We start from the raw sequence: 23,295 nt of genomic DNA, 5'->3' as shown, positions 1-23,295 counted from the left end.
AGACGGTTACCAAGGTTTATTCCTCCCATTTCCAATCCCCCCCGATAATCAGTTTTTCCTTTAAGTTGTTTTTGATCATAAATTCCTTAGTGGTCTCGCTGTCCATTTTAGTAGCAGGCAAGGTCTCGGCATTGGCTAGGCCATATAGCATCATGGTTCCAAAACGGGAAGTATTGGTCATATGTTCCTCGTTCACCAAATTAAAGTCGTCGCAATCCGAATGATAGCAGCCATAAATGGAACGGTCCAAGTCGCTGTGCACGGATAAAATAGGAACCCCTTCCAACATAAAAGGCTGGTGGTCGCTATGCAATCCAGAGCGGTTGGAAAACTCGTTTTTATAGATGCTGTCCTGTTGTTGTATGGCAGCGCCTAAATCAGTAAAAAAGGCTTCGTTTTCCAATTTTCCGCCGGCGTTCATTCCTATGGGGTTACCCGCCATATCCAAATTCATCATATATTTAATTTGGTCCATGGTGCCCTCCTTTAAAGCCTCGGCTACCATGTGCCTTGAACCGAACAATCCTTGTTCCTCGCCCATGAACATAACAAATTTTATGGTTCTTTTAGGGTGAAGATTGTTGGCTTTAAAAGCACGCGCAATATCCAATACCGCAAAGGATCCAATACCGTTGTCTATGGCCCCCGTCGCCAAATCCCAAGAATCCAAATGACCCCCAATGACAATAATTTCCTCTGGTATTTCACTACCAGGTAATGTAGCTACCACGTTCCTAGCCTTGATCATATCGCTATTATTGGTCATTTCAATTTGAGCAGTGGCCTTGCCGGTTTTCAAGGATTCTTTTAAGGCCATACCATCTTCCTTGCCGATACATACCGCAGGAATGGGTATCAATTCCCCGGTTACGGAGGCGGTTCCCGTTAATAGTACCCCATTATCTACTTGATTGATAATGATGATTCCCTTGGCGCCGTATTTGATGGCCAAGGCTGTTTTTTCACTTCGGTGCAGATTGGTCAAGCCCTCCGGACTTCCCTCCAAAATACTGATATAGACCAAGGCAATTTTGCCCTTTACGGCATCTGGATTTACCGCATAATCCGCCTCTAGGCCGTTGCCCATATCCACAATTTCCCCGGTTACGTTTGCTTCCACAGGAGAATGCCCTAAGGTTACTGCCTTCACGGGTTCATCGTTAATGGATACGGATACCGTTCCTCGGGACCAAGCCTCTACCTCAAAGGTTTGGTATTCCACGTCCTCATAACCGTATTCCTTAAACTTGTTATAGGTATATTCCTCTGCCTTGGCCCCATTTTCAGAACCTGTTAGGCGGTGCCCGATGGTTTCAGTAGCTTCTTTAAGGGTGCTGTACCCCTTGGCATTTTGCTGTATTTCCGCGTCGATTCTAGCAAATAGTTCCGCTTGGGATTCTTCTTTTTTGGATTCACCGCAAGACATGAGCAAGACAGTTGTTAGGGCAATAAGGAGTTGTTTTTTCATAAGTGTGTTAATTGAATTATGTTATGACTTTATTTTTTTGGTATGTTGTATTTGTAGTTCGCTTTTTTTCAATTGGCTGTTCAATTGTTTTACCTCTACATCAATGAACTTTTTAAATTTTGCATCCACATCCTTAAGACGTTTATTAAAGATGGCATATACGTCCCTTTGCTGGTCCGTAGGTTTAAAATCGGCACCAAAACCGCCAATATCACTGGCTAAGGCACTCAATCTGCCATAAAGCTTCATAGGTGATCTAAAGGCATCTTCCCGGGCCCCGGTCAGATGGATATCATATAGGCTACCTGCAATGTTGGTCGCCAAGATACGTAATTCGGCCGCTTTTTTTCGATCGGCTTCCTTGCGCAATTTCGGGATTATGATGTTCAGTTCTTCCCTAATGGTTTCAATATCATTGATCATGGTTACGGCGAGGTTCATGGCATCCCGAAGTTCCAAAGAAAAAGCAACCTGTTCTTGAATATCCTCTAGGCTTCCTTCCGTACTGGGGTCTTTCAAAACTTCCACTTCCCTAATATATTCCTTATTTCCTATGATTAATTTTACCTTGTAGGTATCTGGCACAACTTTGGGTCCGTATTGTCCTCGCATAAGATCTAGGTCCCACGTGACCAAAGGTCGCCATCCTTCACCATTTAGCTGCACCCAAGGCCTTCCGGGAGGGGTAGTCTGGAGTTTGGGTTTGAAGGTAGGTTCGTACCTGAGGTCCCACATAATCCTATGGATGCCCGGGCCGTTTTTACCTTTCAAGGTTCGGACCACTTCATCCTCCGGAGTCAAAATCTGCAGTTCGATTTTTTGATCCGTGCTATCCTTTAAATAATAATTGATGTCAGCTCCGTACGCAGGATTTCGGCCAGAATTTAGACTGGGACCGTCCGTTTTGATGCTCTGTACATCTTGGAAACGAAATGTTGGCCTAAGACTAAAAAGGTGTGCATCCGCACCCTTGGCGTCCATATCGTATTCGCGTAAAGGGGAAATATTGTCCAGGATGTAATAGCCCCTTCCGTAAGTACCCACCACAAGGTCATCAAACCGTTCTTGGATTTCCAGCCAATAGACCGGGGCAGGGGGCAGGTTGTTACGCAGGCGCATCCAATGTTCACCATCATCATGGCTTATATAAAGTCCGTTATCTACTCCCAAGTAGAGCATTCCTTCCCTTTTGGGGTCTTCTTTTATTACATGGGCGAAGCTATGAACGGATTTGGGCACGGTACTGCTTATCAGTTTCCAGTTTTGCCCATAATCCTCTGTTTTGTAAACATAAGGGTCAAAGTTGCCCATTTGATGAAGGTCTACCGTAATATAGGCTTTGCCTTTTCTATATCGGGATGCTTCTATGTTGGCTATGGTGCCCCATTTGGGAAGGTCAGGAATATTGGAGGTTACATTGGTCCAAGTGGTTCCGCCATCTTTGGTTAGCTGGACTTGCCCGTCATTACTACCTGTCCAAATAAGGCCCGGTTCCAATGTTGATTCCACGATACTGAACAAAACCGAACCGTCAAAGGTCATAAGGTTGTCAACAGCGATACCTCCTGAATTTTGTTGATGGGTCTTATCGTTTAAGGTCAAGTCCGGACTGATTACCTGCCAACTTTGTCCGCCGTCATCACTTTTATGCACATATTGGCTACCCACGTATACCCTATGTTTTGTATGGGGCGAAAAGGCCAATGGAAAATTCCAATGCCAACGGTATTTCAATTTTCCCGGTTCCCAACCGTACCCGGCCTCTGGCCAAACCCGTACGTCACGGGCGTGTCCCGTTTTAACATTATAACGTTGCAGTCCCCCATCATAACAACCGGACCAAACGATGTCGTTATCAAAGGGATCGGGCTGTGCAAAGCCACTTTCGCATCCGCCCACACCTTTCCAAAGGCCCAAGGGGATATAGCCCTGTTTGCTGTTACTTGGCCCCATGTAGGAATAGCCGTCTTGCCTGTTCCCAAAAACATTATAGGGAATTTTATCATCTACGGCCACGTGGTACATCTGGGCAATGGGCAGCACGATACGCTGAAAGGTTTTGCCATGGTTCATGCTGATACTGGCGCCCCCATCATGGGCCACCATGAGTCGGTCCGCATTGGTGGGGTCCACCCAGATATCATGGTTGTCGCCTCCGGCACTGTACCCACTTTCAATGGTCTTGCCGCCATCTTTGGAGATACTGAACTTGACACTGGCAAAATAGAGTTCATTAGGGTCAGAAGTTGAAACCGCCATCCGGGTGTAGTAAGGTGCGCGTTCGGCAATATCGTGGTTTCGAGTCTGTAGGGTCCAGGTTTCCCCAAAGTCTTCGGAACGATAAAGGGACGGACTATCGATTTCAAAAAGGGCATAGACAATATTGGGGTTGGAATGTGAAATGGCTACGGCTGTTTTTCCCACGGGATGGTCTTCACCTCCGGGCAGGCCGTTTTTGGACAAGGGCTCCCAAGTATCCCCACCATCCAAAGTTCTGTAAACACCTCCTCCGGGGCCACCGCTGTTCAAGCCCCATGTATTGATATGTATGAACCACATGCCTACTAGGAGTCGGTCTGGATTTTTCGGGTCCATGGCCAGTTCGGCTGCACCTGTGTTCTCGTCCACAAAAAAGATACGATTCCAGGTCTTCCCGCCATCCGTAGTTTTATATACGCCTCGTTCCTGCTGTGGTCCGTAGGTATGTCCAAGAGCAGCTGCATATACAATGTCTGGATTGGTAGGATGCACAAGGACCCTACCGATGCGTCCCGTTTTTTCAAGTCCCATGTTTTTCCAGGTCTTTCCCCCGTCTTCGGATTTGTAGATGCCATCGCCCATGGCATGGGCGGGCCGAATGACAAAAGTTTCGCCCGTGCCTACCCAGAGGATTTCCGGATTTGTTGGAGTAATGGCCAAAGAACCAATGGAAGAAACATCTTGGTCGTCAAAAATGGGGTCCCAGCTAATACCGGCGTCGGAGGTTTTCCACAATCCTCCCGATGCCGCACCGATGTAGGTGGTCATGGGGTCTCCCGGTACCCCGGCCATGGCAATGGTACGATTGCCTTCTGGGCCAATAAATCGGAATTTTAAGTTTTTAAAAACAGAAGGTTGGGTTTGGCCGAATGCAGTTAGGAAAGCTAAAAGTAAAAATGTAGTTAAAAAATACCGGTTTTTCATGGCAATAGGTTTGTTGGAAAACGTTACGCACAAGTTAGCCATTTGTTCCCTAAAATACCTTTTAACCAAGTATGTAATTTCGGCAAATATGTGCCGTAATCTTTACAAGAACCATGGCTATTGTTTAATTTTATGTCAAAATCATAATTTACATGAAATACGAACAGATACCGAATTCCCTTTTTATAAAGAACCGTCAAAAATTTATGGACAGTATGCGTCCCAAAAGTATTGCGGTGTTCAACTCCAATGACATTTATCCTATTGGGGCCGATAGTGTTCTGCCCTTTGAGCAACATCGGGATATTTTCTATTTAAGTGGGGCCGACCAAGAGGAAACCATTCTATTATTGTTTCCAGATGCGATGGACAAAAAACACCGGGAAATTCTGTTCGTTCGTGAAACCAACGACCACATTGCCGTTTGGGAAGGTGCAAAATTGACCAAGGAAAAGGCAACGGAAGTGTCGGGAATACAGACTATTTATTGGTTAAAGGAATTCGATAAAATATTCTTTGATCTGATGACGGAAGCTGATACCATTTACTTCAATACGAATGAGCATTATCGGCAGGCTGTGGAAACCCAAACCCGCGAGGATCGCTTCATCCAAAAGTGTAAACAGGAATATCCGGCCCATCAAATGGCGAAAAGCAACCCGATACTTCAGGAAATCCGTGGGATTAAGGAACCGGAGGAACTGGAATTGATGCAAATGGCCTGTAACATTACCGAGAAAGGTTTCCGCAGGCTGTTGGGCTTTGTAAAGCCCGGCGTTATGGAGTATGAAGTGGAGGCTGAGCTATTGCACGAATTTATACGGAACCGTTCCAAGGGATTTGCCTATCCACCCATCATCGCCTCGGGGAATAATGCCAATGTACTGCACTATTTAGAAAACAATAAACCGTGTAAGGATGGTGATATGCTCCTGATGGATGTAGCCGCGGAGTATGCCAACTATTCCAGCGACCTTACCCGGACCATACCTGTGAACGGGCGATTCACCAAAAGGCAAAAAGAAGTCTATAACGCTGTATTGCGAGTGAAGGACGAAGCCACCAAATTGTTGGTTCCGGGAACACTGTGGTCCGAATATCATAAGGAATGTGGTAAGCTCATGACCTCGGAGTTATTGGGGCTCGGACTGTTGGACAAGGCCGATGTACAAAATGAAAATCCGGAGTGGCCGGCCTATAAAAAATACTTTATGCATGGTACAAGCCATCACATTGGGTTGAACACCCATGACTATGGTGCGTTAAAAACACCTATGAAAGCCAATATGGTCTTTACGGTAGAGCCGGGGATTTACATTCCTGCGGAAAATATGGGTATCCGTTTAGAGGATGATGTGGTTATCCAGGAAAATGGAGCCCCCTTCAATTTAATGCGCAATATCCCCATAGAAGCAGATGAAATAGAAGAATTGATGAATGCTTAATAGGCATCAATATATAAAATCAATAATTTTAAGTTATGAAATTAGTATCGTGGAATGTCAATGGTATCAGGGCTTCCGTCAAGAAAGGCTTTGAAGAAGTGGTCTCCGATTTTGATGCCGATGTTTTTTGTTTTCAGGAGACCAAGGCACAGGACGATCAGGTGGAAGAGGCCCTAAAAGGCATCACAGATTACGAACTGTTTACCAATAGCGCGGAGAAAAAAGGGTATTCCGGAACAGGAATTTTATCAAAGCAGAAACCCATTTCTTTTGGTAGCGATATGGGCATTGAGGACCATGATATGGAGGGTAGGATTTCCTATGCGGAATATGATGCATTTTATTTGGTCAATGTCTATGTGCCCAATAGTGGAAACGGACTGAAGCGATTGGACTACCGCTCCGGGTGGGACAAGGACTTTACCGATTATCTATTGAATCTTTCCAAAAAGAAACCGTTGATCATTACGGGCGATTTTAATGTGGCCCATACCGAAAACGATTTGGCCAACCCAAAATCCAACTACAACAAGACCTCCGGATTTACACAGGTGGAAATCGATGGTTTTGAGCATATGTTGTCCACTTTAAAGGTAAAGGACAGTTTTAGGACGCTGCACCCGGATACCTTTGATAAATATACCTTCTGGAGCATGCGCGGCGGTGCCCGAAGCAGAAACGTAGGTTGGCGTATCGATTATTTTTTGGTGAGCGAATCGCTGTGGCCCAAAGTGAAGTCGGCGGAAATCCATGACCAGATTATGGGCAGCGACCATTGTCCCATCAGTTTGGAAATAGATATATGATTATGGGTGTATTTATGGTTTTACAGGATGTTTCGGAAATAGAAAAGAAGATGGAGGAAGCTCCGGACAGTGCCTATGAAATTGGGGTTGCCATTGGCACCTATTTGCCTTTTGTGGTCTTGATTTTAGTGGCCTATTTGTTTTATTACTATTCTAAAAAGCGGAGGGGTACTGACGAGAATAGCCTTTAGAGGATGCTATTTATTTATTAAATAGGTATTTTTATTTGTCGGTTTGGTTTTTTGCAAAATCAAGCAATGGCTCAATATCTCCGTTGTCAGCATATTTTAAAGCATTGATATATGCTTTTCTTGTTTCATTGGGTTCAACCATATTAGATTGATGCCACGGGAATATTTTTTGTCCGAATATGGATTCTATAATAATATCCGCCATCAACCTGGAATGCCTCCCATTTCCATTTGGGAAACAATGAATTGAGACAAGTCGGTGTTTGAATTTAATAGTAATTTCTTCAGGGGAATATGATTTATTTTCTATCCAATACTTTGTGTCATCCATTAGATTTTTTAAATCAATCCCGATTTGTGTCCATGGAACCCCAATATTTTTTTCGGTTTTTCTAAACTCCCCAGCCCATTTCCAAACATCGCCGTACATTCTTTTATGTAAATCCTTGATAAATTTTTCAGTTAATATTTTCTCAGGTTTGAAATTTGTATGAATCGTCCATTCAACCGCTTTTTCAATGTTCAATTGTTCAAATTCATCCAATTCTCCTTGGGTAGTAATGGACTTAATTTTGAGACCTTCCTTTTCTTCTACGTCTAAAGGGGTTTGACCATCCTGATAATCAAAATTTAATCCCATAGTGATTTTCTCATTTCTCGTCTTATTTCCTCTGCAAGTTCCCTGATTGTTTGGGAAATCTTTTCATCTCCTATTCCTTGGTCTTCCAATTTCATATTTTGATTGGTTCGCAAGACTATCTTTTGAGCCAACTTCTCAGCTTTGTTTTGAATTAAATCGTTAATGGTGCCATTTTGTGGGACCAGTGCATAGACTAATTTTAAGTCCATCGCATGGGCCACGTCTTTTAATGAATTTAACGATATCCTGCCATAGGCTTCGCTTTCTTCAATATTTTTTACCCCTTGTCTCGTAATATTTAATTTGGCACCAAGCTGGGCCATGGTCATGTTAAGTGAGGTTCGAATTGCATTTATCCAACCACGCTCTGGAACCACAACCTTTCTTGATTCAAGGAATGGGAATAGTTTTTGGTTCAACTGCTCAACTAAAAGTTTTCGTTTATTTCTCATTATTGTAAATGATTAAGTATACAAAATATTGATTATGTAAATTAAAATCATTACAAATTTAGTAAAAAGTAAATCAATTAATTTACATATTACAAAAAAAAGTAAATAGTTAAATTTACTTTTTTGACAGTTATACTGAAACCAAAAGCTTTATAGTAGTGAGCGAATCGCTGTGACCCAAGGTGAAGTCGGCTGAAATCCATGACCAGATTATGGGCAGCGACCATTGTCCCATCAGTTTGGAAATAGATATATGATTATGGGTGTATTTATGGTTTTACAGGATGTTTCGGAAATAGAAAAGAAGATGGAGGAAGCTCCGGACAGTGCCTATGAAATAGGGGTTGCCATTGGCACCTATTTGCCTTTTGTGGTCTTGATTTTAGTGGCCTATTTGTTTTATTACTACTCTAAAAAGCGGAGGGGTTCTGAATAGAGTTTTATAGCTGAATCCACTTTAATTGCGCTTACACGTTGTTCTATGCATTTTTATTTAGTCAATTGTAATTTCTTCAGAATTTACTTGCACATAAAGTTATATATATCTAACTTCATGTTAGAAATAAATAACATAAATATGAAAGCAAAAAATTTAGCGATAGTAAAGTTTACTGTTGCGGCCCTTATTTTGGGTTTAATGGGTTATTGGATATTCAAAACAACCAAGCCATTTAATGAATTCGCTTACGGAACTATTGGAGTCATGTTGGTTATAGTTGGATTTGTAATCTATTCTGGTATTCAAGCACTTAATGATGCCAAATCAGGTTTAAAGCCTGAAGACGAGCTCTCAAAAAAGATAAATCAAAAGGCTGCTTCGATGGCCTTTAGGATTTCCATTTATATGTGGCTAGTTGGTTTGTTTACCCTAGATATATTTTCTGTTGATTCAGTAAACAAAGCCAAATTGGTAATAGTGATTGGCATGGCCGGGATGACCCTCGTTTTTCTTTTTATTCGGTTGTACCTTTCAAGAGTAGGCATAGATGACAACAAGAATTAAGGAACTCCGTGCCAAGGATAATTTGACCCAGATTGAACTGGCTAAAAAAGTTGGGGTACGAAGAGAAACTATTGTTTTTCTTGAGAAAGGAAAATATAATCCTTCCCTTCAACTAGCATATGATATTTCAAAAGTATTCAAGTTGAGAATTGAAGAGGTTTTCATTATGGAATAATTAGAGGACAAAACCAGGAGTTTAAATTGTATATCATTGTTTTGGCTATGCGCAGTGTCCCGAAGGGCATTGCGAATAGATGTTGTTGTGCTTTCGTTTTTTTATATTTTCTCCGCCAAATTGCTGTCCAGCATCTGTAGAAGAAAGTCGAATTCGTAACTTTCTTTTAAATCAATAACTAGTGGTTTTAAATAGTCAAAAATCAATTGATTGAAATTTTTATCTCCCAGGTCGTGGTCGTGAATATTTATTGAATCATTTAATTTGAATTGAGGATTATCAGTTTCATATTCATCTTGCCATTCAGATAGTTCCAGAAAGTCATATTCCACAAATTCAAAATCAGGACAGTTATTTTCAGTCTCCTCAATTGTTTTGTTTATATTGAAATTGGTAGTTATCCATCCAGACCACGGACAACAATATATTCCTATAGAGTTCGGTTCTTCATTTTCTGATTTAAATCTAGAAATCGAATTGGTAATAAATCCCCGGATTTCTTTTTTATTTTCATCTAAATCAATCATTTATAAGTTCATTAGTTTAATTCTGTCAGTCATTTGCAAAATGAAGCACAACGCCTCGCTATGATTTTGTTGCGGACTTTTCCAACGGAAAATGTCCAAGAGAAATCGGACCTAATTAATGGTTGATTAGGTTTAAATTTAAGGATAATGCAGCAATGAATTATAGCCGGTGTGCCTGTTGCACAAGTTAAGAAAAAAACGGTCTTGATCATTGCCGTTCGGTAGATCGATCGTAACTTTAGGTATGCAGGGAAAAAAGGATTACCAGGAAAAACTGTTCGCACATTTCCAGTTGAGCGAGCGTATACCCGAGAACAATTTCTACAGGCGTTTGAAAGGGGCTTTGGACCTTGACTTTCTCTACCCTTTGACCAAGGGGTATTATGGCGAAAGCGGCCAGAAGAGCATCGACCCGGTGGTCTTCTTCAAACTGTGCCTTGTGGGCTATCTGGAGAACATTATCAGCGACCGCAAGCTGATCGACCATTGTTCGATGCGCTTGGACGTCCTTTACTTTATCGGCTACGATATCGACGAGGAGCTGCCATGGCATTCTACGATAAGCCGTACGCGCCAACTGTTCCCGGAAAGTGTGTTCGAGGAAGTCTTCACCAAGGTTTTGAGTATGTGCGCGGACAAGGGTATGGTCAGCGGGCATACCCAGGCGATCGACAGTGCGCCGGTAAAGGCGAACGCGAGCATGGATACCTTGGAACTGAAGGTACCGGAGGAAGAGCTGCAAGAACACCTGCGGAAGGTGCGGGTCCTTAGTTCGATGGATAAAGAAGTGCCCCACCGCAAGAGCAAGGGCGACAGGTCCGATAAAGGACAACGAAGTGTTACCGCCAACGCCAATGAGCTCTCCGCCATAAAGGGCCGCAACAAGAAGTGGGCGAAGGACCAGGACCAACGGCCGGGGGCCGGTAACAAGGGGGCCAAGTATACCAGTAACAAAACACATTACAGCCCCACGGACCCCGATGCGCGTATAAGCGTAAAACCGGGCAAGGCGAGAAAGCTGAACTACCTGGGCCAACTGAGCGTTGATACGGCCCACCACGTCATTACGGACATCAGGGCCTACCATGCGGACGGGAAGGACAACCAACACCTCCCGGACATCGTAAAGCGCGTAAAACGCAGGCTCTGGAAAGAAGGCCTGGTATGGGAGAACTGCGTAGCGGACACCGGTTACAGCAGTGGGGAGAACTACGCCTTTCTGGAAGCCCGGGGACTGAAGAGCTTCATCCCGCCCCATGGCACGTACAAGGGTGGTCCGGACGGGTTCACCTATAACAATACGGAAGATCATTATATCTGTCCACAGGGCAAGGTGATACCATTTACCAAAGTGTTTTTGGATTACCGCACCAAGACAAAGAAGAAGGAGTACCGCGCAAGAAAGCATGTCTGCCTTGGCTGTCCCTTACGGGCACGGTGCCTGGGCAAAAGCGCACAGGAAAAGAAGTTCACCGTTACCTATTACCGGGCCGAGTACGAAAGGAACATTGCCCGGGTCGAGGGCCCACAGGGCAGGTATATGAAGGGCAAACGGCAGAGCACGGTCGAGCCCGTTTTCGGCACCCTTACCCAGTTTATGGGGCTCAGGAAGATAAATACCATAGGATTGAAACAGGCCAACAAGGCGATGCACCTCTCGGCAATCGCGTACAACCTGAAAAAATACCTGAAATTCGACCAAAAACGTTCCATCCCGATAGCTATCGGGAGCGGGGCGGGGAAACTTGCTTTGTTATTTTTTATAAAAAACGGGTGCCAAGAACTTGAAAGAACACTTGTAGGGTTGCCCAAAAATCTAGATTGCCCGGTCGTCCTAAAAATAAAAAGCCCCTAAAAAGGGCTTAAAAGAGGTCTCTTTTTTGCTGTTCAAGGGCTTGCGCAACGGTTACCGGTGTTAGCTCACGTATTTATTATTAGCATTATTACTCCAAAAATTATTGTAAAAAGTCCAGATAATAACAAGTACTTACCAGTTTTGTAAATCCTCGAAATGGTCAACCAATTATAAAGGAAGATGGACAGAGGCAAAGCAAAAGGAAAATAGCCGAAGCTTTCCTTTAAGTCAATTCCAAATCCGTCATATTTTAGTGATGTATCAAAAGTGAGAAACTTTGTAAATACGAAAAGAATGAGCATGCATTGAAAAATACTATTTGCATGAGAAACCCTCATTTTTAAAGTCCTTTTTCGAGCACCATATAGCGGCTTACTTGACCATATGAACATTGTAAAGCAAAATCCAAGGGTTGCACATGTTAGGGTGATTAATAGTGAATTATACAGATCAAATGTCAAGTCTGTAACCAATATCGCATTTCTATTCCTTAAATCCGACAATACCAAAATTGCCTTGTCCGACAATCTAAACCATAGATTGGTAAGTATTCCATAACCTATTCCAACAACAATTCCAGAATAGAACCTTAATGGTCCAATTTCTTTTATTGAGAGAAGGGGTTTTAATTTTTGCAAATAATAGTTTTTTAAATGTTGGCTAACAATTGTATATAGATCATTAATGATCTATACTTCTTTTACATGCGGAACTAAGATACTTATTCCGTCTTATTTCTTTTTTGAACCTTAAAATAAAGAATACTATTCCCTACAACAAAAACCACCAAAGCCGGCAACACCCATCCTAAACTATATTGTTGTAGAGGTATCCATTCGAGTATTCCTCCTTTGGGATTTAGGGGGCTTCCAATGCTTCCCAGAAAATCCGGGATACTAAAAACGATGGTCGTCCAAACGACCGCTTTAAAAACTGTTGGGGAAGCGTATTTTTCCGGGACTATGTTCAGCAATATCAAAACAATCGTAATGGGGTAAATGATCATTAAAGCCGGTAAGGCTACGGCAATAATATAGTCCACATTAAATTGCCCCATAACGACCCCTAGAATACAGCCCAGGATAGCTGTGATGGTATACGCTTTTTGGGAATCTTGAAATCGTGATCGTATAAAATCCGAGGTTCCGGTAACAATTCCTACGGCAGTGGTGAAACAGGCCAGTGCCACCAAAATACTCAACAACAGATTGCCGTAATGGCCCAAGGCTTCGGTCGCTAATCCCGAAAGGAGTTCCGTCCTGGAAATATCCAAGTCAAAAAGCGAATGTGATAAGGCTCCGGAAAGGATGAGCCCCATATAGATTAGAAAAAGGGCCAACCCGGCAAGCCATCCCGCTTTGCGGATCAAGGTCTTCTTTTCTGCATAAATTTTTTTCTTGTGCCTAATGTTTATAGAGACTATAATGACGCCACCTACAACAACGGCTCCAATAGCATCAAAGGTTTGGTAGCCCTCCAAAATACCGGTTGTAAGGGTATTTTCCATAGTGCTGTGGGCAAAATCATAATCCAGCGAAAAGGTAATGACCCCAATGATGCCTATTAAAATAAGAAATATGGCCGGGGTCAACAGTTTGCCAATGAGGTCCAGAATTTTAGATCGGTTCATGACAAAAACAAACACCAAGGCAAAATATAGCATGCTGGTGAGCCAGGGCGAACTATCAAAAAAAGGGGCAACGGCCATTTCATGGGTTACCGAGGCCGTTCTGGGTGCTGGCAGGCCTATGGCAATAGCATATACAAGTAACGAGTAGATCAGGGAAAAAGTGGGCGAAACTTTTTTCCCAAAATCAAAGATGGTTCCCTGTAGTTTGGCGTGGGCCAATATACCAAGAATAGGAATCAAGACAGCAGAGGTACAAAACCCCAAGGTAACCAACCACCAAAGTTCACCCGATTTTAAACCGAGTTGGGGCGGCAAGATTAAGTTGCCGGCACCAAAGAACAGCGAAAAAAGGGCAAAAGCCGTGACCCATATTTCCTTGCTTTCAAGCCGTTTTGATATCATAGGCGGAAGATAGTTAAAAAGATGTATGGGGAAGTTTAAAAAATCAAGACCCATAAAATTTTAAGGTTGACCACAAGTTTTGTCCACATCACAACAAATTATGGTTCAGGTGGTTAAAAAGGTATACTTTAACAAATATTATTGAAAACGCTTCGTTCTCATAATTGCAAAACGGAAATCTAATAACAAACCAACATTTTTACCGATTCCCAAATCGTACTAAATGTAAACCTAAAAATCCTAAGGCATGAAAAAACTTTTCTGCAGCATTTTTGGCCACCATTACGCAGTCTCCAAAAAGGTAACGTCCCACATCAAGGAATACAAATGCATCCATTGTCGCAAAGAAGTAACTACGGATGTAACTGGTAACTTATCCATTCTTACCCCAGAACTACAGGATATCAACAGAACTTTGGAGCGTATATACCAAAACAGGCATAGCGAGCATCAAGTAGCATAACGCCTATTTTAAAAAATACTTGGTTTCCGTCATCTTGTGGCGCGAAACCTATGACCGAATTCCTGGAAATTAAGTAAGCATCTTTAATTCTTACCTGTCGTATGCCCCACAACGGTTAAGGAAAGAATCGCGCTTTTTTCCAGGATTTTTTTATTCCGACTGAAAGGAGTTCCATCCCTGTGCCTTTAAAGGAATCAAAGTTTCTGCCCTAGTTACCAAGTTTGCACCACCGGATTTATCGGTCATATGCCCAATCACCGTTAGGTTGGGATTCCCCTTGATTTTTGGAAAATCGGCCTGATCTATCGTAAACAACAATTCGTAGTCCTCACCCCCGCTAAGGGCGATCATGGTGCCGTCCATTTTAAATTCCTCACAGGTAGAAATAACCGTTGGATCTAACGGAATTTTATTTTCGTACAGTGCACAGCCTACCTCACTGTTTTTGCATAAGTGCAATATTTCGGAAGAGAGTCCGTCACTGATATCGATCATGGACGTTGGAGTGACTTCCAGTTTTTCAAGCAATTCTACAATATCCTTGCGCGCTTCCGGTTTTAACTGTCGCTCCACGATGTAGGAATACGGTTCCAAATCGGGCTGATTGTTCGGGTTTACCTTAAAAACCTCTTTTTCCCGCTCCAGTACTTGCAGTCCCATATAGGCTCCGCCCAGATCGCCTGAAACCACCAATAAATCATTTTCTTTGGCACCTGAACGATATGTGATTTTGTCTTCTTCGGCCTCACCAAGAGCAGTGACACTGATCAGCATACCCGTTTTGGAAGAGGTGGTATCGCCCCCGATCATGTCCACATTATAGGTTTTGCAAGCGAGATGGATGCCTGCATATAGTTCTTCCAAGGCCTCCAGAGGAAAACGGTTGGAGACAGCAAGGGACACCGTTATTTGGGTGGCCTTTGCGTTCATGGCATAGATATCCGAGAGGTTTACCATCACGGATTTGTATCCCAAATGCTTTAACGGCATGTAGCTTAAGTCAAAATGCACACCTTCTACCAGCAGATCGGTAGAAAGTACCGTTTTTTTATGTTGAAAGTCGAGCACCGCAGCATCATCGCCCACGCCTTTTAGGCTAGAGGGATGATTTAGGGTAAAATGTTGTGTCAGATGGTCAATAAGTTCGAACTCACCCAATTTCTCCAAGGAGGTCCTTTCTTTATTCTTGTCTTCTAGCATGTTGCAAAAGTAAACAGGATATTTTATTTCTTAGACCATTTGTTGCTATAATGAACTTGTTTTATTGAAAGTATAAGGCGAAAACCACATAGAAAACCCCTATAGTTTTATACGTTATAATAATGTTAGGTTCTATTGTTAAAACCTATCAATGAAGTATATTTGTAAACTATTTATAATTAATCCATTTTAAGATATGATACAAGTATCGGAAACGGCAAAAAAGAAGGTAAGAACCCTTATGGAAGAGGAAGGGTTCGATGCTTCCAAGGATTATGTTAGGGTGGGCGTAAAGAGTGGAGGCTGTAGCGGTTTGTCCTATGAGCTCAACTTTGACAATAAAATGGACGAAACGGACAAGGTTTTTGAAGACAACGATGTTCGCATTATCGTGGACAAAAAGAGCTTTCTATATTTAGTGGGAACCACCCTGGAATATTCCGGGGGGTTGAACGGAAAAGGCTTTGTCTTTAACAATCCTAACGCCCAGCGCACTTGTGGATGCGGGGAGAGTTTTTCATTATAATTGATAATTGTTATGTGACAATTGTCTAATTGAACATATATGGCATATACTGAAGAGGAATTAAAAAAAGAACTGGAAACCAAGGAATACGAGTATGGTTTCTATACGGACATAGAATCGGATACCTTTCCGATAGGACTAAACGAGGAAGTGATTATTGCCATTTCCAAAAAGAAGGGCGAACCGGATTGGATGACCCAATGGCGCTTGGAAGCGTTCAAGGCCTGGAAGGAAATGGAAGAACCGGAATGGGCAAATGTTAGGTATAAAAAGCCGGATTTCCAGGCTATTTCCTATTATTCCGCACCAAACAAAAAGCCAAAATACAATAGTTTGGATGAGGTGGATCCAGAATTATTGGACACGTTCAAAAAACTGGGTATCTCCATAGACGAGCAAAAGAAACTGGCAGGGGTTGCCGTAGATATTGTAATGGATTCCGTTTCGGTAGCTACTACTTTTAAGAAGACCTTGGCAGAGAAAGGGATTATTTTTTGTTCCATTTCCGAAGCGATAAAGGAACACCCTGAATTGGTCAAAAAATATATAGGTACAGTAGTTCCCAAAAAGGATAACTTCTATGCGGCCTTGAATTCCGCCGTTTTTTCCGATGGTAGTTTTTGCTATATCCCAAAAGGAGTGCGATGCCCTATGGAACTGTCCACTTATTTTAGAATAAACCAAGCAGGCACAGGACAGTTCGAAAGAACGTTGGTTATAGCGGATGAGGGAAGTTATGTAAGTTATTTGGAAGGGTGTACCGCTCCGTCAAGGGACGAGAACCAATTGCATGCTGCCGTTGTGGAGCTCATTGCCTTGGACGATGCTGAAATAAAATATTCCACGGTCCAAAACTGGTTTCCCGGAGGCAAAGATGGTAAAGGTGGGGTTTATAATTTTGTGACCAAGCGCGGACTTTGCGAGAAGAATGCGAAAATTTCCTGGACCCAGGTGGAGACAGGTTCCGCCGTAACATGGAAATATCCTTCTTGTATCCTAAAGGGGGACAACTCCATTGGTGAGTTTTATTCCATTGCGGTTACCAATAATTACCAACAGGCGGATACGGGGACAAAAATGATTCACTTGGGGAAAAACACCAAGAGTACCATCATTTCAAAAGGAATATCGGCAGGTAAATCACAGAATAGTTACAGGGGTCTAGTACAGATCAACAGTCGTGCGGACAATGCACGTAACTTTTCGCAATGTGATTCCTTGTTGATGGGTAACGAATGTGGGGCCCATACGTTCCCATATATCGAAGCAAAAAATAAAACGGCCCAAATAGAGCATGAGGCTACGACCAGTAAAATTGGGGAAGACCAAATTTTCTATTGCAATCAACGTGGTATCGATACGGAAAAGGCCATCGCCTTGATCGTAAACGGATTCAGCAAGGAGGTATTGAACAAGCTGCCCATGGAATTTGCCGTTGAGGCCCAAAAATTATTGGAAATCAGTTTAGAAGGTTCCGTAGGATAAATGGTTACGGGATGTCCCTTCGATTGCAGTCGAGAGGTCATTCATTGATTGTTTAATTAGTTAGTATAGAAATTTATGAAAAGATTTTTCTTGTTTACTGCAGTTTTAATTGGATTCCTTTCCTGCAAGGAAACCAAGAAAGAGGAGAAAGCCGAGGTTGCTGAGGCACCTGCACCAGAGATTAAACTTTATACGTTTGATGGAGGTACGGTGATGGTCAATAACTTGGAGCTATTTTCCCAAGACACCACGTATCAAGGTCAGACCAAGGAGTTTGCCGATCCTTTTTACGTAATTGTTCATCCCAAAGGGACTTTAATGTGGGATGCCGGTTTACCACAAATGTTGGTAGGTCAGCCCGAGTATACGGATCCTTCAGGAGCGTTTACTGTTTCTAGGAAGGATTCCGTAGTAAATCAATTGAAAAAAATAGGAATGACCCCTGACGATATTGATTACATGGCACTTTCGCACACCCATTTTGATCATAGTGGGCATGCAAACACCATGAAAAATACCACTTGGTTGGTTCAAGGTCCGGAATATGATTTTATCACCAGTGAGGAAGTTAAAAATAGTGGAGAGGGAGTTTATGAGGCGATACAGGAATTGGACAAAATTCAAAAAATAGAAGGGGAGTATGATGTATTTGGGGATGGAACGGTGATTATGAAATCCATGCCAGGACACACTCCCGGGCATCAAGTACTGTTTTTGGATTTACCCGAAAACGGACCTACGCTTTTAACAGGGGATTTGTATCACCTTTACGAAAATAGGGAGCACAAAAGAGTTCCCAGTTTTAATTATGATGTAGCACAAACCTTGGCAAGTATGGATGCTTTTGAAGCCTTTGCAAAGGAGAAGAATGCCAAAGTATATGTACAACATCAAAAAGAAGATTTTAATAAAATGCCAAAGGCACCGAAATATTTAAAGTAACAGATTATGTTGAAAATTATTGACCTGCATGCGCAGGTAGAGGACAAGGAGATATTAAAGGGAATAAACCTTGAAGTAAAAGCAGGTGAGGTACATGCTATTATGGGACCTAATGGTTCAGGAAAAAGCACCTTGGCCGAAGTCATAGCCGGGAAAGAAGAATTTGAGGTCACAAAGGGTTCCGTGGAGTTGGAAGGTGAGGATTTGGAGGATGTGGCTCCGGAAGAAAGGGCACATAAAGGTATTTTCCTTTCCTTTCAATATCCTGTGGAAATTCCTGGAGTATCGGTTACCAACTTTATGAAAACGGCCATCAATGAGTCCAGAAAGGCCAAGGGATTGGAGGATATGCCCGCCAACGAAATGTTGAAGTTGATACGGGATAAATCGGAGATGTTGGAAATTGACCGCAAATTTTTATCGAGATCGTTGAATGAAGGTTTTTCCGGAGGCGAAAAGAAGCGTAACGAGATTTTTCAATTGGCCATGTTAGAGCCCAAGGTGGCTATTTTGGACGAAACGGATTCCGGTCTCGATATTGACGCCTTACGTATCGTTGCGAATGGGGTCAATAAGTTAAAGAGTAAGGATAACGCCGTAATCGTAATTACACATTATCAACGATTGTTGGATTATATAGTTCCCGATTTTGTTCACGTATTGCACGATGGTAAAATTGTGAAGTCCGGAGGTAAGGAATTGGCTCTGGAGTTAGAAGAAAAAGGATACGACTGGTTAAAGCAGGAGGCTGCAATTTAAAGTATTGGGGACAAGGTAGCGAGTGACAACTCTTAAATACTTTATGCCAATTACTTAAAACAATACAACATGGATTTAAAAGATAAATTGATTTCTTCCTTTATGGCATTCGAGAACAACGTGGATGTAGAGCATCCCGTTCATGATGTGCGCATGGAAGCGATAAAAAACTTTGAGGAAAAGGGCTTTCCCACGAAAAAGGAAGAAGCATGGAAATATACATCGTTGAACAGCCTTCAGAAGGTAGATTTCAGCATTTTTCCAAAGGAAGAAAATGCTCTGGAATACAAGGATGTCAAAAAGTATTTTTTACACGAGATAGATACTTATAAAATCGTATTTATAGATGGCATTTATAGCTCCTATCTTTCGGAAACCACCCATGATGGCGTGGATATCTGTTTGATGAGCGCCGCTTTGAGCAAACCCATGTACCAACAAGTAATCGATGTGTATTTTAACAAGGTAGCCTCAAAGGATGAATCCTTAACGACCTTGAATACGGCATTTAGTAGGGAGGGAGCCTATATTTATATCCCAAAAAATAAAATGCCCAAAAAGCCTATTGAAATTTTACATTTTGCTACGGGCAACGAGGCATCATTGATGTTACAACCGAGAAATTTGGTCGTGGTAGAGGAAAATGCCGAAGTCCAAATTATTGAACGGCACCAAAGTTTGACAACAAACGAAGTGTTGACCAATTCTGTAACAGAAATTTTTGCCGCGGAGAATGGAATCGTGGATTATTATAAGATTCAGAATGATGCCTCCACAGCTTCCTTGATCGATAACACCTATATCAATCAAAAAAGGAAGAGTGTTGTTAAGATCCATACTTTTTCCTTCGGCGGAAAATTAACTCGTAACAACCTTAATTTCTATCAAAACGGGGAATATATAGATTCAACTATGAAAGGTGTTACTATACTGGGGGATAAGCAGCATGTAGACCACCATACTTTGGTACATCATATAGAACCCAATTGCGAAAGTCACCAAGATTATAAAGGAATTTATGGTGAAAATTCTACCGGGGTATTCAATGGTAAAATCATTGTGGACAAGATTGCCCAGAAGACGAATGCCTTTCAGCAAAACAATAATATTTTGGTCAGTGATAAGGCCACCATCAACACGAAGCCGCAATTGGAAATTTTTGCCGATGACGTAAAATGTTCCCACGGTTGTACCATTGGGCAATTGGATGAAGAGGCCCTATTTTATTTGCAAACCAGGGGAATTCCAAAAAAGGAGGCGAGAGCGCTGCTTATGTATGCCTTTGCGAACAATGTTTTGGCAACCGTTCGCATTCCAGAATTAAAGACTAGGATAAATAAGCTTATCGCCAATAAACTTGGGGTAAACCTTGGCTTTGATTTATAGACTTTCATGAAGAAATTTAACCAATATAGAAGAGCCATTTTTACAATGGCTCTTTTTTTGTTATTACACCAAGGGGTAAGTTCACAAGAAGCCCATTTTGGGGTTAAGGGGGGATTCAATTATTCTTCCATCGTGGGTGACCTTACGGATGGGTTAAAATTTAGATTTTCCGGTCATGGAGGCATATTTATGGAAATCGATTTCTCCGAGAAATTTAAGTTGCAGCCAGAATTGATATATTCTTCCCAAGGGTTTCAATACAGTACCGATTTAGCTGCCATTCAAACCAATGGTTCTGTGGGAGAAGAAAATGACTTTAGAACCAATGTTCAATTAAATTATCTTACTATTCCTATTTTAGGAAAATTTGCACTTACTGACCGTATAGATGTAGAATTCGGTCCACAGTTTGGGTTTTTGCTCAATCAGGTAATAAAAAATAAAGACTTGAATCAGGATTCCAATTTGGAAAGAAGATCTTCCATTTCCGGAGATTTTCAATTGGACTATGGCGCGGCCGTAGGACTGGGCCTTCAATTGAAAGATAATTTATCCTTGTCCCCAAGATTTTACATAGGGCTTCGAAATAGGTTAAATGAACTTCAAGGAGCGCAGAACTACAACGCTGCCATACAGTTATCGCTCAATTATCTATTTAGGTGAATTATGCCAAGCAAAATAGTGCTTTTTAAGGGTGACAAAACGAATGTAGAGCTCGGGTTTCTTAAGAAGGATTTATGCTACAATTAACGGTTTGTTGAGTAAAATTAACAAACCGTTTTTATTTTCCTAAAAATTGTAAATCTACATTAGCCGAATTAACAACTAATCTAATCAATGTTCTATGAAACAGTTTTTCATTACTTCAGCTTTTGTATTCATTTCTTTATTTTCTTTTGCTCAAGACCAAAAATGGAGTGTTGAGGCGAACTATCCCTTGAATTTGACATCCGGATTAGGGATGGGTGAAACGAATGGGGTAATTGATTTGGGCGTTAAATATAGGTTTTTGTATATAGGGCCCGTTCAAATAGGTGCAGGACTTAATACCTCATTTTTAAAAAACTTTGACAGCTTTACATATGGTAGTGGGAGTGGCGATCAAGAATTCATTTATAAAAACAAACATTTTCTTTTGCAACCTAAAATGTTTGGGGAAATAACAATTCCCGGAATGACAAATCTAAAATCACAATTAGCAATTGGATACACGGTCTTAATAGATGATATTTATTATAAAGATGGTAACGTAATTAATGCCGATACTAGCGAAACGGATGGGGGTCTTAATCTCAATTTAGGACTGTCATATGACATTACAAGAAGGTTTTTTGTGCAGATTCAATATGATTATATTCGTCTAAACCGAAAAGGTACCAGTATTTATAATGGACAGTCCTACCCTTACGACTTTAATGAGAATGTAAGTCTACTCAAAGCTGGTGTGGGTTTTCGATTTTAAGGCATTAACTTTTAAATATTCAAATACCCGATATATCTTGTTTATCGGGTATCTTTGTATTTAAGAAGATGGACTATGCTAGATATTAATAAGATACGCGAAGATTTTCCAATACTTAAAAGAAAGGTCAATGGCCAACCTCTAGTGTACTTGGATAATGCCGCAACTTCACAAACACCAAAACAGGTCATTGATGTCATTGTAGATTATTATGAAAATTACAATGCCAATATCCACAGAGGTGTACATGCGCTTTCACAAGAGGCGACGGACAAGTATGAACAGGCCAGGATAAAAATCCAGAAGCACTTTAATGCGGCCAAAACCCATGAAATGATATTTACTTCCGGTACAACACATAGTATCAATCTAGTGGCCAATGGGTTTTCTTCCCTAATTGAAAAGGGGGACGAGATTTTGGTTTCGGCTATGGAGCACCATTCCAACATAGTTCCTTGGCAGATGTTATGCGAGCGCACAGGAGCTGTTTTAAAGGTTATTCCCATGAACCAAGAAGGGGAATTGTTGATGGATGTGTACAATGAATTACTGTCCGAAAAAACGAAACTGGTATTCTGTAATCATGTCTCCAATGCCTTGGGAACTATCAACCCCATTAAGAAAATAATCGACAAGGCACATAGTGTAGGGGCTGCAGTTTTAATAGATGGCGCTCAGGCCGCTCCTCATATTGTAGCGGATGTACAGGCATTGGATGTCGATTTCTATACCTGCTCTGCACATAAAGTGTGTGGTCCCACGGGAGTAGGAATGCTTTATGGAAAAGAGGAATGGTTAAAAAAATTACCACCGTATCAAGGAGGGGGAGAAATGATTGCCGAAGTTACCTTTGAGAAAACGACCTATGCAGACCTGCCCCATAAGTTTGAGGCCGGAACCCCAAATATTTGCGGAGGCATCGCTTTTGGTGCTGCGATTGATTACATGAACAGCATTGGTTTTGACCAAATTGCCAAATACGAGCATGAATTGCTGCTATACGCTACCCAAGAATTATTGAAGATAGAAGGACTCAAAATTTATGGTACGGCTAAAAATAAAACTTCCGTCATTTCCTTTAATATCGATGGTATTCATCCCTACGATATAGGAACGATTTTGGATAAATTGGGTATTGCCGTGAGAACAGGGCATCACTGCGCACAACCCATTATGGATTTCTATAAAATTCCAGGTACGGTAAGGGCCAGTTTTAGTTTTTATAATACAAAAGGGGAAATTGATACTTTAGTATCAGGGGTAGAAAGGGCCAGAAAAATGCTGGTTTGACCAAA

General features: G+C 41.8%; 23 protein-coding genes and 1 pseudogene. 16 read left to right on the top strand and 8 right to left on the bottom strand.

Annotated elements, in window-relative coordinates:
• Positions 1–16 precede the first annotated feature (16 nt).
• Together CJ263_RS07700 and CJ263_RS07695 are read right to left on the bottom strand one after the other, a co-directional pair.
• Positions 17–1,468 carry a M20/M25/M40 family metallo-hydrolase gene (locus CJ263_RS07700; RefSeq protein ID WP_094996738.1) on the bottom strand — a complete coding sequence of 484 codons (1,452 nt, stop codon included), beginning with the start codon at positions 1,466–1,468 and terminating at the stop codon, positions 17–19.
• Positions 1,469–1,489: 21 nt separating this feature from the next.
• Positions 1,490–4,651: a WD40/YVTN/BNR-like repeat-containing protein gene (locus CJ263_RS07695; RefSeq protein ID WP_094999154.1), complete on the bottom strand. Its 3,162-nt coding sequence runs from the start codon at positions 4,649–4,651 to the stop codon at positions 1,490–1,492.
• 152 nt (positions 4,652–4,803) lie between these two features.
• On the opposite strand from CJ263_RS07695, the gene CJ263_RS07690 reads away from it, so the two are divergent.
• Genes CJ263_RS07690 through CJ263_RS07680 form a run of 3 tightly spaced genes read left to right on the top strand, consistent with a single transcriptional unit; the run spans position 4,804 to position 7,093 of the window.
• Positions 4,804–6,096 (top strand): aminopeptidase P family protein, encoded by a 1,293-nt coding sequence (locus CJ263_RS07690; protein ID WP_094996737.1) that lies wholly within the window; start codon positions 4,804–4,806, stop codon positions 6,094–6,096.
• A 35-nt stretch (positions 6,097–6,131) separates the two neighbouring features.
• Positions 6,132–6,902: an exodeoxyribonuclease III gene (locus tag CJ263_RS07685; RefSeq protein WP_094996736.1), complete on the top strand. Its 771-nt coding sequence runs from the start codon at positions 6,132–6,134 to the stop codon at positions 6,900–6,902.
• 2 nt (positions 6,903–6,904) lie between these two features.
• Positions 6,905–7,093, top strand: a complete 189-nt coding sequence (locus CJ263_RS07680; RefSeq protein WP_094999153.1) for a hypothetical protein — start codon at positions 6,905–6,907, stop codon at positions 7,091–7,093.
• A gap of 31 nt (positions 7,094–7,124) precedes the next feature.
• Here the strand turns inward: CJ263_RS07680 and CJ263_RS07675 are convergent, their stop codons facing one another.
• Together CJ263_RS07675 and CJ263_RS07670 are read right to left on the bottom strand one after the other, a co-directional pair.
• On the bottom strand, positions 7,125–7,733 hold the full coding sequence (locus CJ263_RS07675; protein ID WP_094996735.1) for a mobile mystery protein B: 609 nt from the start codon (positions 7,731–7,733) through the stop codon (positions 7,125–7,127).
• Positions 7,724–8,185 carry a mobile mystery protein A gene (locus CJ263_RS07670; protein WP_094996734.1) on the bottom strand — a complete coding sequence of 154 codons (462 nt, stop codon included), beginning with the start codon at positions 8,183–8,185 and terminating at the stop codon, positions 7,724–7,726. The genes CJ263_RS07675 and CJ263_RS07670 overlap by 10 nt, the downstream gene beginning before the upstream one ends.
• A 259-nt stretch (positions 8,186–8,444) precedes the next feature.
• Here CJ263_RS07670 and CJ263_RS21090 point away from each other — a divergent pair, with 259 nt between their 5' ends.
• The 3 genes from CJ263_RS21090 to CJ263_RS07655 all read left to right on the top strand — a co-directional run bounded on the left by CJ263_RS21090 (position 8,445) and on the right by CJ263_RS07655 (position 9,363).
• Positions 8,445–8,621, top strand: coding sequence for a hypothetical protein (locus tag CJ263_RS21090; RefSeq protein WP_188669428.1), 177 nt, complete (start codon positions 8,445–8,447; stop codon positions 8,619–8,621).
• 141 nt (positions 8,622–8,762) lie between these two features.
• Positions 8,763–9,188: a hypothetical protein gene (locus CJ263_RS07660; protein WP_158657108.1), complete on the top strand. Its 426-nt coding sequence runs from the start codon at positions 8,763–8,765 to the stop codon at positions 9,186–9,188.
• Positions 9,172–9,363 carry a helix-turn-helix transcriptional regulator gene (locus CJ263_RS07655; protein ID WP_094996731.1) on the top strand — a complete coding sequence of 64 codons (192 nt, stop codon included), beginning with the start codon at positions 9,172–9,174 and terminating at the stop codon, positions 9,361–9,363. The genes CJ263_RS07660 and CJ263_RS07655 overlap by 17 nt, the downstream gene beginning before the upstream one ends.
• A gap of 101 nt (positions 9,364–9,464) precedes the next feature.
• Here CJ263_RS07655 and CJ263_RS07650 read toward each other — a convergent pair whose 3' ends face one another.
• A complete protein-coding gene (locus tag CJ263_RS07650) occupies positions 9,465–9,890 on the bottom strand; it encodes a hypothetical protein (protein WP_094996730.1) in 426 nt (141 codons plus the stop codon).
• 244 nt (positions 9,891–10,134) lie between these two features.
• Between CJ263_RS07650 and CJ263_RS07645 the strand changes: the two are divergent.
• Positions 10,135–11,595, top strand: a pseudogene (locus CJ263_RS07645) (IS1182 family transposase); the annotation flags it as partial.
• Between the two features lie 215 nt (positions 11,596–11,810).
• Here CJ263_RS07645 and CJ263_RS07640 read toward each other — a convergent pair.
• Positions 11,811–12,383: a hypothetical protein gene (locus CJ263_RS07640; protein WP_094996729.1), complete on the bottom strand. Its 573-nt coding sequence runs from the start codon at positions 12,381–12,383 to the stop codon at positions 11,811–11,813.
• 83 nt (positions 12,384–12,466) lie between these two features.
• Positions 12,467–13,777: a branched-chain amino acid transport system II carrier protein gene (brnQ, locus tag CJ263_RS07635; protein WP_094996728.1), complete on the bottom strand. Its 1,311-nt coding sequence runs from the start codon at positions 13,775–13,777 to the stop codon at positions 12,467–12,469.
• A 247-nt stretch (positions 13,778–14,024) separates the two neighbouring features.
• On the opposite strand from brnQ, the gene CJ263_RS07630 reads away from it, so the two are divergent.
• Complete coding sequence (locus CJ263_RS07630) at positions 14,025–14,240, top strand: hypothetical protein (RefSeq protein ID WP_094996727.1); 216 nt, start codon at positions 14,025–14,027, stop codon at positions 14,238–14,240.
• A 150-nt stretch (positions 14,241–14,390) separates the two neighbouring features.
• Here CJ263_RS07630 and thiL read toward each other — a convergent pair whose 3' ends face one another.
• The gene (gene thiL / locus CJ263_RS07625; RefSeq protein WP_094996726.1) at positions 14,391–15,440 is read right to left on the bottom strand and encodes a thiamine-phosphate kinase; all 1,050 of its coding nucleotides are present in this window, start codon (positions 15,438–15,440) and stop codon (positions 14,391–14,393) included.
• A 196-nt stretch (positions 15,441–15,636) separates the two neighbouring features.
• Here thiL and CJ263_RS07620 point away from each other — a divergent pair, with 196 nt between their 5' ends.
• The 8 genes from CJ263_RS07620 to CJ263_RS07585 all read left to right on the top strand — a co-directional run bounded on the left by CJ263_RS07620 (position 15,637) and on the right by CJ263_RS07585 (position 23,290).
• Complete coding sequence (locus tag CJ263_RS07620; RefSeq protein WP_094996725.1) at positions 15,637–15,966, top strand: HesB/IscA family protein; 330 nt, start codon at positions 15,637–15,639, stop codon at positions 15,964–15,966.
• A 39-nt stretch (positions 15,967–16,005) separates the two neighbouring features.
• A complete protein-coding gene (sufB, locus tag CJ263_RS07615; RefSeq protein ID WP_094996724.1) occupies positions 16,006–17,451 on the top strand; it encodes a Fe-S cluster assembly protein SufB in 1,446 nt (481 codons plus the stop codon).
• A 75-nt stretch (positions 17,452–17,526) separates the two neighbouring features.
• Positions 17,527–18,393 carry an N-acyl homoserine lactonase family protein gene (locus CJ263_RS07610; RefSeq protein ID WP_094996723.1) on the top strand — a complete coding sequence of 289 codons (867 nt, stop codon included), beginning with the start codon at positions 17,527–17,529 and terminating at the stop codon, positions 18,391–18,393.
• Positions 18,394–18,399: 6 nt separating this feature from the next.
• The gene (gene sufC / locus CJ263_RS07605; RefSeq protein WP_094996722.1) at positions 18,400–19,152 is read left to right on the top strand and encodes a Fe-S cluster assembly ATPase SufC; all 753 of its coding nucleotides are present in this window, start codon (positions 18,400–18,402) and stop codon (positions 19,150–19,152) included.
• Between the two features lie 69 nt (positions 19,153–19,221).
• Positions 19,222–20,538: a Fe-S cluster assembly protein SufD gene (gene sufD / locus CJ263_RS07600; protein ID WP_094996721.1), complete on the top strand. Its 1,317-nt coding sequence runs from the start codon at positions 19,222–19,224 to the stop codon at positions 20,536–20,538.
• Between the two features lie 6 nt (positions 20,539–20,544).
• On the top strand, positions 20,545–21,201 hold the full coding sequence (locus CJ263_RS07595) for a porin family protein (RefSeq protein ID WP_094996720.1): 657 nt from the start codon (positions 20,545–20,547) through the stop codon (positions 21,199–21,201).
• A gap of 181 nt (positions 21,202–21,382) precedes the next feature.
• Positions 21,383–22,000, top strand: coding sequence for an outer membrane protein (locus tag CJ263_RS07590; RefSeq protein WP_094996719.1), 618 nt, complete (start codon positions 21,383–21,385; stop codon positions 21,998–22,000).
• A 75-nt stretch (positions 22,001–22,075) separates the two neighbouring features.
• The gene (locus CJ263_RS07585; RefSeq protein ID WP_094996718.1) at positions 22,076–23,290 is read left to right on the top strand and encodes an aminotransferase class V-fold PLP-dependent enzyme; all 1,215 of its coding nucleotides are present in this window, start codon (positions 22,076–22,078) and stop codon (positions 23,288–23,290) included.
• Positions 23,291–23,295: the final 5 nt, after the last annotated feature.

It is taken from the genome of Maribacter cobaltidurans (assembly GCF_002269385.1).
GTDB classification, from domain to species: Bacteria; Bacteroidota; Bacteroidia; order Flavobacteriales; family Flavobacteriaceae; genus Maribacter; species Maribacter cobaltidurans.
The sequence above is the reverse complement of the archived record's forward strand: the minus strand, read 5'-3'. Positions and strand labels throughout refer to the sequence as shown.